Here is a 14,805-nt window from a genome sequence, read left to right as displayed (position 1 = left end):
AGCCCTAACTTATATTTAATTATTGTTTATTGGAAACTACCTTTACCAATTCTATTACAAAAACTAAATCGGTATTTGGAGGTATAACATCTCCTGCTCCTTGTGTTCCATAAGCCAAATGTGAAGGGATAAATAACATAGCTTTATCTCCTATTCTCATTTTTAATAATCCTTCTCTAAATCCGGGAATCAATCTAGCTTCAGAATTATAAATTGTTCTAAACGAGGCGTAACCACCTTTATCATCACGTATATGATCATATACTTGATATGCTTTTGCTACCTCTTTATAACTAGTGTCAAACAATCTACCATCCGTAAAATAACCCGCATAATTTACTTTTACATCAACACCTTTTTTAGGTTTTTCTCCATTTTTAGTTTCAATAATGGTCATTTTCAACCCTGAAGGAAGTTCAGTTGCTTTTGCTATATTTTCATCAATTAATGCTAAGGTATTATCTATCGCATTTTTAATTTTTTGCTGTTTTTTAATTTGCTCCTCAGCATAATTTTTATAAAAACTTGAAAATACTTTTTTTGCATTAAACTTTCGTGCAGCTTTTCCTATTTTTATAATATCTACATTTATTATAGTATCATTTTGAACAATTGAATCTACTACATTTTGCCCTTTGATAACACTGCCAAAAACAGTATGCTTGCCATCTAACCAAGGAGTTGCTTTATGTGTGATGAAAAATTGACTTCCATTTGTATCTGAACCTGAGTTAGCCATTGATAAAACGCCTGATTTATCGTGTTTCAACAATAATTCCCCTTTATTGTTTTTAGGGAATTCATCTTTAAACTTATAGCCTGGATCTCCTTCACCTGTACCTGTTGGGTCACCACCTTGAATCATAAAGTCTTTTATAACTCTATGAAAAGTAATACCATTATAATATGGTTTCCCTTTTAATGAATCTGGTAACTGTTTATTAGTTCCTTCTGCTAAGGAAACAAAATTAGCAACTGTTATTGGTGTTTTTTCAAATTCTAGTTTTAATAAAATATCGCCTTTATTTGTTTCCATATTCGCATACAAACCATCAGCTAAATCAGCATACTTAGTTGGTTTACAAGATGCAATAAGTACTAAAAAAATAGGAATAAAAAATTTAACTGTTTTCATCTATTTTACAATTTCCAATAATTCTACTTCAAAAACTAGCGGCGCAAATGGTGGTATTTTACCGCCGTTGCGCGGAAAAGCACCATAAGCCAATTCCTGAGGAATAAAAAATTTATACTTAGAACCAACACTCATTAATTGAAGTCCTTCTGTCCACCCTTTAATTACTCTGTTTACCGCAAATGTAGCAGGCATCCCTTTATCTAACGAACTATCAAACACGGTTCCATCTACAAGCATTCCTTTATAGTGTACTTTCACACTTGAAGTTGCGCTTGGTTTATCTCCTTTTCCTTCTTTTAAAATAATATATTGCAGCCCACTTTCTGTAACATTAACTCCTTTTTTCGATTTATTTTCTTCTAAAAACTTTTCACCTGCTTTTTTTGCATCACCAAACTCAGCTTCCACTTTTTTCAATGCTTCTTCTTGTTTTTTCTTTCTAACTTCAGCTTGTTTTTTTTGAAAAAATGATCTTATAATCACTTCTATCTTCTCTGGGTTTATTAAAATATCTGTAGAATCAATACCACTTATAACTCCTTGCATAAATAGGTCTTTATCTACTTCTGAGAAATTTACTTTTAGCTTTTTAGCTATATCCATTCCTAAGGCATAACTCACGGTATCGATATCATTTTTTAACGATTTTTTTGTAACTCCTTTACTATTACACGATAAAACTGTTGAAACTAGCGTAATAATTACTAAAAACTTAATTACTTTCATTTTGCTTATTTATTTTATTTAATTGAACTTTATATATTAAAGGCTGATTTATGCCTATTTTTTTTTGATCTCCCAAATATCCAAAAACTTTATGAGATGGAAATAAAAAAGTTACATTATCACCTTCTCTCATCAATTTCAATCCATTTCTAAGACCTTCTATTATTTCTTGCTTATCTACAACATATGTTTGTTCTCCTATTTCATCTTTAGAGTAAATAATGTTATTATTTATATCATAAACTTCATAGGTATAAACCAAATTATCACCTCTCTGAGGTAAATAACTTGCTGAATTCTTATTGTTAAATTTATACCAAAAACCACTTGATGAAGCATTGTAACTATTTAATGAATCATTTTTAATTATCTCTTTAAACTTATTTTCTTCAAGTTTATTTAAAGATTTATTGAATGAAACTGACTCCTTCATTAGTGAAGTAGTTTTTCTTACTATGGGTTTTCTAGGTATTGAATTCGCACAAGAAAACAAGGTGAAAACAAGAATATAAATTACAACTTTATTCTTCATAAGAGCTTAATAATTCATTTTTATAATTAGGAAGTATACTCAAAAATTTTGAGACCGTTGCATCTAAAGAAATGAGTGATTTCCCTCCTGCTGCATTATCATGTCCTCCTCCATCAAAATGTTCTCTTGCAAATTTATTAACAGAAAACTTACCTTTTGACCGCAATGAAATTTTAATAATTTTCTGGTCTATATCTTCAATAAAAATAACTGCAAAAATAATTTCTTTAAGTGAAAGTGCATAATTTACAACTCCTTCGGTATCTCCTTTTTGATAATTAAATTCATCTAAATCTTGTTGAGTTAACGTAATATAAGCCGTTTTTAGTTTATCAATAACTACCAAATTACTTAAAGCCCTCCCTAAAAGCTGTAATCTACCATAGGAATTTGTATCGTAAACATTGTTGTGAATTTTTGCATTATCTGCTCCTTTATCAATTAAATTTGCTATAATTTTATGAGTAGTACTTGTTGTAGATGGAAACCTGAAAGAGCCTGTATCAGTCATAATACCCGTATATAAACACGTTGAAATATCAGTGTCAATTTTATCTAAATCATCTAATTTCTCTAAAAAATGGTACACCATTTGACAAGTTGAACAGATTGAAGTATCTGAATACAAATACTTTGCAACGTCATCTGGTTGTTGATGATGATCAATCATTATAAAATCTCCTGAAAATTGTTCTAAATAATGCTGCATATCACTGCCAATTCTGTGTAAGGCATTAAAATCTAATAAAAAAATTATTGATGCCTCATCAATAGCTCTTTTTGACTGCCTATTTTGCATATCAAATTTATATACCTCTTTTGATTTTGGTAACCACTTCAAAAAATCTGGATAGTCATTGGGGCTTACAACAGTAACTTGGTGTCCTTTTTTTAATAGATAAAGGTATACTGCTAAACTTGCTCCTACAGCGTCTCCATCAGGGTTTTTATGTGGTACAATAACTACTTTTTTGGGTGTAGAAAGTAGTTCTTTTATTTCCTTTATTTCATCTACATTCATAAGTTTGCAAATATACAATTTAATACCATATTTTATTTTATGAATCTTTGTATACTTGTTAAATCATTATTAAAATTTAAAAAATGAATTATTTTAAATTATTTTTCTTCTTATTTGTAACACTAATTTCTTGTAAAACTGAAGAAAAGTCAAAAAAAATTACAGATTCAAAAAACACTACAACCGATTTTGTAATTGCATTTGGATCTTGTAACAATCAACATGCACCAAATACTTTATGGGATGAAATTGTTAAAAACAATCCTAATATTTGGATATGGGGAGGTGACGTTATTTATTCTGACACTGAGGATATGGAATATTTAAAGCAAAATTACTTAATGCTGAAAAACAATGAAAGTTATTCTAATTTTAGTAGAAACATGGATATTCTTGCTACTTGGGATGATCACGATTATGGAATAAATGATGGTGGTGCCGAGTATCCTAAAAAAGCGGCATCACAACAATTATTTTTAGACTTTTTCAATGTCCCTAACAACGATGAAAGAAGGAAACAAGAAGGTGTTTATTTCTCGAAAGATTTCACCACAATGAACAAAACTATAAAAATTATTTTATTAGATACTCGTTATTTTAGAAGCGCTTTAACTCCTGATACCGACACCAAAAAAAGATATAAACCCAATAAATATGGAGAGGGAACTATGTTAGGAAAAGTACAATGGAATTGGCTTAAAAATCAGTTAGAAAACTCTAAAGCTTCTTATACCATAATTGTTAGCAGTATTCAATTTTTATCTTCAGAACACGGTTACGAAAGCTGGGGAAATATGCCACATGAAGTAGACAAACTAGAAAATTTAATAAAAACAACAAAATCAAAAAATGTAATTATCCTTTCTGGAGATAGACATATTGCTGAGTTTTCTAAAAAAAACATTGCAGGTTTAAACTACCCTTTAATAGATTTTACTTCTAGTGGGTTAACGCATTCATATACAAATTATAGTGGTGAGCCAAATAAGTATAGAGTTGGCAATGTAGTTTCAAAAAAGAACTTTGGAATTTTAAAGTTTAATTTTAAAACCAATACCGTAATTATGGAAATTAGAGGTGAAAACAATAAACTTCACGAAACCTTAACTCAAAATTACTAGTAGCAAATACAACTTTTAGTTTAAAATAGTATATTTGCCCCAATTTTAAAAAATTAATTATAAAAATAATGGCAACAAACAGAACATTTACAATGCTTAAACCTGATTCAGTTGAAAAGGGATATATTGGAGCAATATTAGAAAAAATAAATGCTGCGGGTTTTAGAATTGTAGCAATGAAAATGACGCAAATGACAGTAGCTAACGCAGAAGAATTTTATGCCGTTCATAATGAACGTCCTTTCTTTGGTGAATTAGTTGAGTATATGACTCGTGGTCCAATTATAGCTGCTATATTAGAAAAAGAAAATGCAGTTGAAGATTTTAGAGCACTGATTGGTGCTACCAATCCTGCTGATGCAGCAGAAGGAACTATTCGTAAATTATATGCTGCTTCTATGGGAGAAAACGCAGTTCATGGTTCAGATAGTGATGAAAATGCTGCAATTGAAGCTGCTTATCATTTTTCAGGAAGAGAACAATTCTAAAGGTTTTCTATATCTTCAAAAAAATAAAAAAATCGTTGTGTTTGCAATGATTTTTTTATTTAGCTCAAAATAAGTTTTGAAATTAAATTAGTTCCTAATTCTTCATTCATCATTCTAATTATTTTTTCTTTACCATAGCTTAATTCCTCCCTTAAAACTGAGGATTTTAAATTTACAATTAGCGTTTTGCCATGCAGTTCTATATTATTTGTGTACGAAACAACTCCAACACCCATTAACTTTGTCCAAGCTTCCTTAACTGAAAGTTGAAGCATTCCTTTAGTTAACTTATTTTCTTTAATAACATCTTTCATTAAATCTTTTATTGAATGAAATTCATTTTGCCGTTTTGCCATTACAATTGAAATATTTTATATGGTTGCTTTGTTACTTTTACAGCAGCTTCAGTACGTTCTTTATGTGTATCACTTATAAATAACTGCCCAAACTCATCTTTATTTACTAAACTTATTATTTGAGCTACTCTTAAATCATCCAGTTTATCAAAAATATCATCTAACAACAAAATTGGTTTTACATTAGATTGAGCCTTGATAAAATCAAACTGAGCTAATTTTAACGCTATTAAATAAGACTTTTGCTGCCCTTGAGATCCGAATTTTTTAATAGGATGTCCATCAATTTCAAAAGTTAAATCATCCTTATGAATTCCTGTACTTGTATATTGTAAAACGCGATCCCTAGCTACACTTTGAGCCAATAATTCTAAAAAAACTCCTTCATTCAGTTGTGATTTATAAATTAAAGCAACACTTTCTAAGCTATTAGAAATTATTTTATATCTATTTTTAAAAATTGGAATAAACTCATTTAAAAATATTTTCCTTTTTTCATAAACTATATTTCCATACCTAGCCAGTTGTTCGTCATAAACTTTTAAATTTAATGCATCAAAAGTTCTGTTAACGGCAAAATATTTCAACAAAGAATTACGTTGTACTAATACTTTATTATATTTTATTAAAGTTTGTAAATATTTATTATCTGATTGTGAAATAACACTATCTATAAATTTCCTTCTTGTATCACTTCCGTCAGTTATTAAATCTCTATCTGCAGGTGAAATTATAACCAAGGGTAAATAACCAATATGATCAGAAAATTTTTCATAAATTTTACCATTTCGTTTAACTACTTTTTTGCTTCCTCGTTTCAAACTACAAATTACGGTCTCAATTTTGTTGTCTATTTGATATTCTCCTTCAATCATAAAAAAATCTTCAGAATGCCTAATATTTTGTGTAGCCACCGGATTAAAATAACTTTTTGCAAAAGATAAATAATAAATAGCATCTAAAACGTTGGTTTTCCCTACACCATTGTTCCCCACAAAACAGTTTATTTTTTCCTGAAAATCAAATGTTTGAGTTTCAAAATTTTTAAAATTCACCAATGTTATTTTTTGTAAATACATGTATTATTTTTGAATTTCTAAAATTATTGAAAATAAATGAAAATTTTGATATAATTGCATTTTTACTTTCCAATTAAAATGGCTATTTTTGCGCCTACAAATTTTACATTAAATGGCAACATATAAAAAGACTGGAAGTAAAGCAAAAAAGAAACATGCTTCTGTTGAAGATAAATCAACAACGGCTGAAGTATTTAATACGTTAGATGAAACTGCTTCAAAATCAGAAAAATGGGTAATAAAAAATCAAAAAACAATTTTTATTGTTCTGAGTTTAATAGTCGTCTTAATTTTAAGTTATTTACCATATCAAAAATATATAAAAGCTCCTAAAGAAAAAGAAGCTGCAAACGAGTTAGCTTTTCCAAAAGTTTATTTTGAAGAAGCGAATAAAAGTTTAGTAGCGGTAGATTCTCTACTTAATTTAGGCTTAAATGGCGCTGATGGGAAATATGGATTTATTGATATTGCGAATGAATATAAAGGAACCAAGGCTGGTAATATAGCTAACTATTATGCTGGGATTTCTTATTTAAAATTAAAAAAATATAAAGAAGCTATAGACTATTTAGAAAAATACACTTCAGAAGATGAGTTATTAGCTCCTATTGCTAAAGGTGCTATTGGTGATGCATTTTCAGACATAGATCAACCTGAAGATGCTTTAGATTACTATTTAAAAGCAGCTAATTTAAGAGATAATAATTTTTCTACACCTCTCTTTCTTTTTAAAGCAGGAAATACGGCTATGGATTTAGAACAATATTCTAAGGCTCTAGAACTATTTAATAGAATTAAATCAGATTACCCTACCTCTGACGAGGCAAAAAATATTGATATTTATATTAGTAAAGCAACCTATGCATCAAAAAAATAAGATGTAATGGCAACAACTAATTTATCTTATTACGATGAAACAACAATCCCAAACGCGAAAAATTTTCGGTTTGGGATTGTTGTTTCAGAATGGAATCCTGATATTACTGATAACTTATTTTTAGGGGCTCAAAAAGCATTTTTAGAAAATGGTGTATCTAAAAAAAACATCTTGCGTTGGGATGTGCCTGGAAGTTTTGAACTTATTTTTGGATGTAAACGAATGATAGAAACTCAAAAATTAGATGCTATTATAGCCATTGGCAATGTTATTCAAGGAGAAACAAAGCATTTTGATTTTGTATGTGATGCTGTTACACAAGGCATTAAAGACTTAAATGTTAAATACGATATTCCTGTAATTTTTTGTGTTTTAACAGATAATACTAAACAACAATCTATTGATCGCTCTGGAGGAAAACTGGGAAATAAGGGAATTGAATGTGCTATTGCAGCAATTAAAATGGCAGCTTTAAGAGAGTTTTAACAGACTTCTTATTCACAAAACTTGACCACCACTTTATAATTCTGTATTTTTGGTTTTTACAGATTAATTTAAATTTTATGTTCGGCAAATTATTTAAGCCTCGCGCTCATTATGTATTTGATTATAAACCTCGTTTCTACAACGAAAGGAAGGAACGTTTGCGGAATTTAGAAGAAAAATATCATGGAAATAAAGATAAAACAAATCAAAGCTCTAAAATTACGCTCACAAAAAACAATTTAAAAAATGACTGGGTAAAAAGTAAAAGAAGTGCTACTAATAAATCTTCTAACTTGAGATTGGCAATTATAATAGCTATTTTAGTTGGTATTGCCGCTTATATTCTTGACTTACATACTTTATTCTAATGCCTGATATTATTCAACTACTACCCGACCATGTTGCAAATCAAATTGCAGCAGGTGAAGTTGTACAAAGACCTGCTTCAGTAGTTAAAGAATTGCTAGAAAATGCCATAGATGCAGAAGCAACTGTTATTAAACTTCTAATTAAGGAAGCAGGAAAAACACTTATCCAAGTAATTGATAACGGTAATGGAATGAGTAGAACTGATGCCAGACTTAGTTTTGAACGCCATGCTACATCAAAAATAAAAAAAGCAGAAGACTTATTTAATATACATACAAAAGGTTTTAGAGGTGAAGCATTGGCGTCTATTGCTGCCATATCTCATGTAGATTTAAAATCCAAACAAGAGGGCCAAGAATTAGGAACTTATATAAAAATAGAAGGCAGTAATATTATCTTTCAAGAAAATATTTCAACACCAAAAGGAACTTCAATAGCCGTGAAACATTTATTTTATAATATTCCTGCTCGAAGAAATTTCTTAAAATCAAATACCATAGAAACTCGCCATATTATTAATGAATTTCAACGAGTTGTTTTAGCACATCCAACTATTTCATTTTCACTTTATCATAATGATAATGAAATTTACCACTTAGGTTCAAGTAATTTACGCCAACGAATTGTGACTGTTTTTGGTAAAAAAACCAATGAAAAACTAGTACCAATAAATGAAGTAACCGACATTATTGAAATTAATGGATTTGTTGCTAAACCTGAATTCGCTAAGAAAAAAAGAGGTGAACAATTCTTTTTTGTAAATAATCGTTTCATTAAAAATGCCTATTTAAATCATGCAGTTACAAGTGCTTTTGAAAGCCTACTCTCTAGCGGATATCATCCATCCTATTTCTTATACTTAACTGTACCTCCCAAAAGTATTGATATTAATATTCATCCTACAAAAACAGAAATTAAATTTGATGATGAAAAAACACTGTATGCCATTTTACATTCAACAGTTAAACACAGCTTAGGACAATACAATGTTGGACCTGTTCTCGACTTTGAAAGAAGTGCATCCTTAGATACACCTTACAACTTCAAAGATAAAAAATCTAATACGCCAAAAATAACTGTTAATCCAGACTTTAACCCTTTCAGAAGTGAAAAGAAGCAACAATGGAAGAGTTTATACACCAATATAAATGTTCATAATATTGAAGTAGAATCTGAAACCGTAAATGCATCATTATTCTCTGAAGAAAATACAACAAATAAAACATATCAAATTCATAAGAAATACATTGTGAGTAGCATAAAATCTGGCATTGTATATATCAATCAAAATTTGGCTCATCAACGTATTTTATATGAAGAGTTTTTAGAAAACATTACTGTAAAAGAAGCTGTAAGTCAACAACTACTATTTCCTTTAGAAATTTCATTTAATAAGAACGACATTGAACTGATAAAAGAAATTAAAGAAGATTTGGAAAATATTGGTTTTAAATTTGATGAAATTTTAGGAGATGCTATCATTATAAATGGAATCCCTACTGGCATTATTGAAAGTCAAATTACAATTATTATTGAACAATTGTTAGAAGATATAAAAAATGACATCCCAAATGCTAGCTTTAGCCAACTAGATATTATGGCAAAAAGTCTTGCGAAAAGTTTAGCCATTAAAACGGGTACTATATTAAATTTAAAAGAACAGGAAGAAATTGTAAATAAACTATTTATATGTAAACAACCTGATTTATCACCCTTTGGAAAAACAACATTTATAACTATAAATATTGAAGAAATAGATAAAATATTTAACCATTAAACATCATACTATTATAGATTATGGGAAGAATTACCGAAGCTGTTAAACATTTAATAATTATTAATGTAATATTTTTTATTGCTCCACAATTATTACCTAACCTAGGCCTACAAAACTTATTTGCATTACATTTCCCTATGAATCCAAACTTTGGTGTGTGGCAAATTTTAACACATATGTTTATGCATGGAGGGTTTATGCATATTTTATTTAATATGTATGCTCTTTGGGCTTTTGGAACCCCTTTGGAACAAATGTGGGGGCGAAATAAATTTTTATTTTTCTATTTTTCTGCAGGTTTAGGTGCTGCAGCAATTTATACATTGGCAAACTATTTACAGTTTAATACTGTTTCTGATAAATTGGTTAATATAGGATTATCATCTTCTGAAATTCAACATATTTTAACTACAGGAAGTTACAATCCTCAAATTTTAGACCGTATCTCTGAAGAAAGTCTTGCTACCATATACGGTGCTTATCATTCATCTGCGGTAGGTGCATCTGGTGCTATTTATGGCGTTCTAGTTGCTTTCGGGTTTGCATTCCCTAATGCAAAACTAGCATTGATATTTTTCCCTGTCCCTATTGCTGCAAAATATTTTATCCCTTTAATAATTTTAGGAGATTTATTCTTTGGTTTAACTGGCTATTCTATTGGTAGTGGTCCAAATGTTGCTCATTGGGCACACATTGGTGGTGCATTAATAGGTTTTATTATTGTTTGGTATTGGAAACAAAACCAATTTAAACGTTGGAATTAGTTTTGAGTATATTTAATGACATAAAGCAAGCCTATTACAAAGCAAACATTGTTGAAAAAACAATTTACATCAACGTATTTTTATTTTTAATAACCGTTTTACTCAATAAATACATTATTGAATGGTTTGCATTGCCTTCAAATTTAGACAGTTTTTTAAGTAAACCATGGACTCTTCTATCTTACGCTTTTATACATCAAAACTTATTTCATATTTTATCAAACCTGCTAGTTTTATATTATATTGGTAATTTATTTTTAGATTTTTATACCAAAAAGCAATTTATTAATTTTTACTTTTTGGGAGGAATTTTTGGCGGAATTGTATTTTTAGGATATTATTACTTTGTAGCTAAAACTGTTGCACTTCCTTTAGCTGGAGCTTCTGCAGCAGTAACAACCCTATTTATTGCTATTGCTACTAAAATACCTAGATACTCACTTCAATTACGTTTTATTGGAAGTGTAGAATTATGGGTGTTAGCTGCTATTTGGGTAGTGCTAAGTATTTTACAACTAGCAAACCCTGATAAAGGATCTGCTATTGCACATTTAAGTGGTGCAATTTTTGGTTACATTTATACAAAACAACTAAGTAAAGGAAATGATATAGGAAGTTGGTTTGAATATATTGTAGAATATTTTAGTAACTTGTTAAAACCTAAAAAGAAATCGCCATTCAAAGCAGTATATAAAACAAAAAAAAGAACTTCAACAAATGAAGTTTCCAAAAGTAAACAACGTAAAATAGACGACATTTTAGATAAAATAAGCAAATCTGGTTACGAAAGTTTAACAAAAGAAGAAAAAGATTTTTTATTTAGGGCTGGTAAAAAATAACGGATGAAAAAACTATCATTCATAAACAAATTAATAGCAACAATTAACTCATTATTTGCAGCTATCTTGCTAATTTCATTTTTAAGCTATTATATTTCTCCAAATACTATTTCATTAATTTCATTTATAGGACTTTCAGTACCTATCTTAATTATTATAAATCTTCTATTTGTATGTTATTGGATTTTAAAATTAAAACGGCAATTTTTGATTTCAACAATTATTTTATTAATTGGTTTTCAACATATTAACAACTTATATAGATTTAAGGAAAAAAAGTTTTACTAAGTACTGATGTTAAAGTAATGAGTTATAACGTTAGAATGTTTAACCTTTATAACTGGATTGAAAAAAAGGATGTTGATCAAAACATTTACGATTTTATAAATACTAAAAATCCTGATATTTTATGTATCCAAGAATTTAACCCTACTGTAAAATTAGGATTTGAATACTCTTTCAAATACATTAAAGTAAGTAGTAAAAACAATCGTTTTGGACATGCCATTTTTTCTAAATATAAAATAATTGATGCCGGTTCATTAGATTTCTCAAATAGTAGTAATAATGCCATTTTTGCTGATATAGTTATAAATAAAGACACAGTTAGAATCTATAATATTCACCTTGAATCATTAAAAATTAGTCCTACAGAAGATTATTTTAATCAGGAAAAATCTAAAAAATTTAAAATTAGGGTTGAAGAAGCTTTCAAAAAACAGGCAAATCAAACTAACTTGATAATGCAGCATGAAAAAAAAACAAGGTATAAATCAATTACATGTGGAGATTTTAACAATACTGCATTTTCTTGGGTTTACCATCAACTAAAAAAAGGTAAAAACGATGCTTTTGAAGTTGCTGGCAGTGGTTTTGGAAAAACTTTTGATTATAAATATTTTCCTTTTCGTATCGATTTTATTTTAGCCAGTAAACAAATTAAAGTCAATAATTTTAAAACATTTAATGTTAAATATTCCGATCATTTTCCAATTATGGCTCGGTTGAACTTTAATACCCAAAGTGATAATAATCAGTGATTAAAAACGATTAATCTTTAACTTTGTAAACCATTAAAAAACTTACTCATGAAAAAAATAATACCATTTCTATTTTTATTTGCATACTTCTTAGGTTTCTCTCAACAAAAAGAATTAACTCTTGAAAATGCTGTTTTAGGTTTCTACAAAGGCTTGTATCCTAAAACATTAAACAATTTACATTGGGTTAACAACGCTAACACTTATGTATTTCAAGAAAATAATAAATTCATTTTTACAAATGCAAAATCGAATAAAATTACTGCTACTATTTCTTTAAAACAACTTCAAAAAGAATACCCAACATTAAAGCGTCTTCCTCGTTTACAAGAAGTTTCAACCACAACACTTACATTTAGAAATGAAAATACTATTGAATTATTTAATTACTTAAATAATTCAAAAGAAACACCTGTTCTTTTTGAAAAAGAGGCTAAAAATGCTGAATACAACCCAAAAGCCAAGGCAATTGCCTATACGTTAGACAATAATTTATATATAGAAACTGCTTCATCATCAAAAATTGCAGTAACTTCAATAAATGATAAAAATATAGTTTCAGGACAAGCAATTCACAGAAGTGAATTTGGTATCGTAAAAGGCACCTTTTGGAGCCCGAAAGGTAATTTGTTAGCCTTTTATCAAAAAGATGAAAGTAATGTCACTAACTATCCTTTAGTTGATATTACTACTTACCCTGCTTCATTAAATAATATTAAATACCCAATGGCAGGACAAGGGAGTGAAAAAGCTAAAATTGGTATTTTCAACCTAAAAACATCTAAAACTATTTATCTTGATATTGACACTTCTGATGAACATTATTTAACCAATTTATCGTGGACTCCTGATGAAAAATATGTGCTCGTTGCCGAAATAAACAGAGCTCAGAACCATGTATGGTATAATAGTTACAACGCTGAAACAGGAAAAAAAACAACTACTTTATTTGAAGAAACAAATGAAAAGTGGACTGAACCTGAGCACGACGCCGTATTTTTACCCAATAGCACCACTAATTTTCTATGGCTTAGTGAACGTGATGGTTTTATGAATTTATACCAATACACTACCGAAGGCAAACTAGAAAAACAAGTTACCAACTTTAAATGGGTAGTTACGGGTATTTTAGGGTTTGATAAAAATGGGAAAAATGTATTTATAACAGGTACAGGTGTTGACCCAAGAGAACATCACACATTCAAAGTAAACTTAAAAACAGGTAAATACACTCGCATAACTGAACAAGAAGGCACACACACAACGCAACTTAGTTTTGATGGAAATTACCTAATTAATTCATACAGCAATATTAATATCCCTCGTAATATTGAAATTGCAAACACCAAAAATGGTAAAATAACTGTTATTTTTTCTGCTAAAAACCCACTAAAAGGTTACAAACTAGGAACAACTAATTTTATAACCTTAAAAGCTGATGATGGAACCAATTTATACGCAAAAATAACAAAACCTGCAGATTTTGATGCTTCAAAAAAATACCCAGTTTTGATATACGTTTACGGTGGACCACACGCTCAACTAGTTACTAATTCTTGGCTTGCTGGTTCTAGCTTATGGATGCCTGCGTTTGCTACATTAGAAAACTATATTGTGTTTACACTCGATAACAGAGGCTCTGCTAATAGAGGATTTGCCTTTGAAAGTATTATTCACCGACATTTAGGAGATATTGAAATTGAAGATCAGTTAACAGGAATCAACTATTTGAAATCGTTAGATTATGTTGATAGTAATAGAATTGCTATAAACGGATGGAGTTATGGTGGGTTTATGACCACAAGCCTAATGTTACGCAATCCAGGAGTATTTACAACTGCTGTTGCTGGAGGTCCTGTTACAGATTGGAAATATTATGAAGTAATGTATGGTGAACGTTATATGGATACTCCACAAGAAAATCCTGAAGGTTATAAAAAAGCAAGAGTGCATAATTATATCAAAAATTTGGATGGAAAATTATTACTTATTATTGGAAGTGTTGATCCAACTGTTGTGCCACAACACAGCATGACTTTATTACAAGAAGCTGTAAAAAATAAAGTACAACTAGACTTTTTTACTTATCCAATGCACAAACACAATGTTCGTGGAGTTGATAGAGTTCATTTAGTTAAAAAAATGCTAGATTATATTGTTGAAAACAATAACTAAAATTTAAGCAAGCCTAA

At 29.3% G+C, this 14,805-nt stretch carries 17 protein-coding genes; 11 read left to right on the top strand and 6 right to left on the bottom strand.

Going from position 1 to position 14,805, the window contains the following annotated elements:
- Positions 1-19 precede the first annotated feature (19 nt).
- The 4 genes from Lupro_RS00585 to Lupro_RS00570 are packed head-to-tail and all read right to left on the bottom strand — an operon-like array spanning position 20 to position 3,417.
- The gene (locus Lupro_RS00585; RefSeq protein WP_068205567.1) at positions 20-1,135 is read right to left on the bottom strand and encodes a peptidylprolyl isomerase; all 1,116 of its coding nucleotides are present in this window, start codon (positions 1,133-1,135) and stop codon (positions 20-22) included.
- Positions 1,136-1,864 carry an FKBP-type peptidyl-prolyl cis-trans isomerase gene (locus Lupro_RS13820; protein WP_068205566.1) on the bottom strand — a complete coding sequence of 243 codons (729 nt, stop codon included), beginning with the start codon at positions 1,862-1,864 and terminating at the stop codon, positions 1,136-1,138.
- Positions 1,851-2,396: a gliding motility-associated peptidyl-prolyl isomerase GldI gene (gldI, locus tag Lupro_RS00575; protein ID WP_068205565.1), complete on the bottom strand. Its 546-nt coding sequence runs from the start codon at positions 2,394-2,396 to the stop codon at positions 1,851-1,853. Before gldI ends, Lupro_RS13820 begins: the two co-directional genes overlap by 14 nt.
- Positions 2,386-3,417: a DHH family phosphoesterase gene (locus tag Lupro_RS00570; protein ID WP_068205564.1), complete on the bottom strand. Its 1,032-nt coding sequence runs from the start codon at positions 3,415-3,417 to the stop codon at positions 2,386-2,388. The genes gldI and Lupro_RS00570 overlap by 11 nt, the downstream gene beginning before the upstream one ends.
- A gap of 83 nt (positions 3,418-3,500) precedes the next feature.
- Here Lupro_RS00570 and Lupro_RS00565 point away from each other — a divergent pair, with 83 nt between their 5' ends.
- Together Lupro_RS00565 and Lupro_RS00560 are read left to right on the top strand one after the other, a co-directional pair.
- Positions 3,501-4,538 (top strand): alkaline phosphatase D family protein, encoded by a 1,038-nt coding sequence (locus tag Lupro_RS00565; RefSeq protein ID WP_068205563.1) that lies wholly within the window; start codon positions 3,501-3,503, stop codon positions 4,536-4,538.
- Positions 4,539-4,606: 68 nt separating this feature from the next.
- The gene (locus Lupro_RS00560) at positions 4,607-5,026 is read left to right on the top strand and encodes a nucleoside-diphosphate kinase (protein WP_068205562.1); all 420 of its coding nucleotides are present in this window, start codon (positions 4,607-4,609) and stop codon (positions 5,024-5,026) included.
- A gap of 59 nt (positions 5,027-5,085) precedes the next feature.
- Here the strand turns inward: Lupro_RS00560 and Lupro_RS00555 are convergent, their stop codons facing one another.
- Both Lupro_RS00555 and recF read right to left on the bottom strand, forming a co-directional pair.
- Positions 5,086-5,382, bottom strand: coding sequence for a DciA family protein (locus Lupro_RS00555; RefSeq protein WP_068205561.1), 297 nt, complete (start codon positions 5,380-5,382; stop codon positions 5,086-5,088).
- The gene (gene recF / locus Lupro_RS00550; RefSeq protein WP_068205560.1) at positions 5,382-6,461 is read right to left on the bottom strand and encodes a DNA replication/repair protein RecF; all 1,080 of its coding nucleotides are present in this window, start codon (positions 6,459-6,461) and stop codon (positions 5,382-5,384) included. The genes Lupro_RS00555 and recF overlap by 1 nt, the downstream gene beginning before the upstream one ends.
- Before the next feature lie 112 nt (positions 6,462-6,573).
- On the opposite strand from recF, the gene Lupro_RS00545 reads away from it, so the two are divergent.
- From Lupro_RS00545 to Lupro_RS00505, 9 genes are all read left to right on the top strand, one after another.
- Complete coding sequence (locus tag Lupro_RS00545) at positions 6,574-7,338, top strand: tetratricopeptide repeat protein (RefSeq protein ID WP_068205559.1); 765 nt, start codon at positions 6,574-6,576, stop codon at positions 7,336-7,338.
- A 6-nt stretch (positions 7,339-7,344) separates the two neighbouring features.
- On the top strand, positions 7,345-7,824 hold the full coding sequence (gene ribH / locus Lupro_RS00540; RefSeq protein WP_068205558.1) for a 6,7-dimethyl-8-ribityllumazine synthase: 480 nt from the start codon (positions 7,345-7,347) through the stop codon (positions 7,822-7,824).
- Positions 7,825-7,901: 77 nt separating this feature from the next.
- A complete protein-coding gene (locus tag Lupro_RS00535) occupies positions 7,902-8,192 on the top strand; it encodes a hypothetical protein (RefSeq protein WP_068205557.1) in 291 nt (96 codons plus the stop codon).
- Positions 8,192-9,970 (top strand): DNA mismatch repair endonuclease MutL, encoded by a 1,779-nt coding sequence (gene mutL, locus Lupro_RS00530; RefSeq protein WP_068205556.1) that lies wholly within the window; start codon positions 8,192-8,194, stop codon positions 9,968-9,970. The genes Lupro_RS00535 and mutL overlap by 1 nt, the downstream gene beginning before the upstream one ends.
- 20 nt (positions 9,971-9,990) lie before the next feature.
- On the top strand, positions 9,991-10,734 hold the full coding sequence (locus Lupro_RS00525; protein ID WP_068205555.1) for a rhomboid family intramembrane serine protease: 744 nt from the start codon (positions 9,991-9,993) through the stop codon (positions 10,732-10,734).
- A gap of 2 nt (positions 10,735-10,736) precedes the next feature.
- Complete coding sequence (locus Lupro_RS00520) at positions 10,737-11,573, top strand: rhomboid family protein (protein WP_158499541.1); 837 nt, start codon at positions 10,737-10,739, stop codon at positions 11,571-11,573.
- A gap of 3 nt (positions 11,574-11,576) precedes the next feature.
- Positions 11,577-11,861: a hypothetical protein gene (locus Lupro_RS00515; RefSeq protein ID WP_068205553.1), complete on the top strand. Its 285-nt coding sequence runs from the start codon at positions 11,577-11,579 to the stop codon at positions 11,859-11,861.
- Between the two features lie 17 nt (positions 11,862-11,878).
- Positions 11,879-12,613, top strand: coding sequence for an endonuclease/exonuclease/phosphatase family protein (locus Lupro_RS00510; protein WP_068205552.1), 735 nt, complete (start codon positions 11,879-11,881; stop codon positions 12,611-12,613).
- Between the two features lie 48 nt (positions 12,614-12,661).
- Positions 12,662-14,788 carry a S9 family peptidase gene (locus Lupro_RS00505; RefSeq protein WP_068205551.1) on the top strand — a complete coding sequence of 709 codons (2,127 nt, stop codon included), beginning with the start codon at positions 12,662-12,664 and terminating at the stop codon, positions 14,786-14,788.
- Positions 14,789-14,805 lie beyond the last annotated feature (17 nt).

Source organism: Lutibacter profundi, assembly GCF_001543325.1.
GTDB lineage: Bacteria > Bacteroidota > Bacteroidia > Flavobacteriales > Flavobacteriaceae > Lutibacter > Lutibacter profundi.
This window is presented reverse-complemented; position numbering and strand designations above follow the sequence as displayed.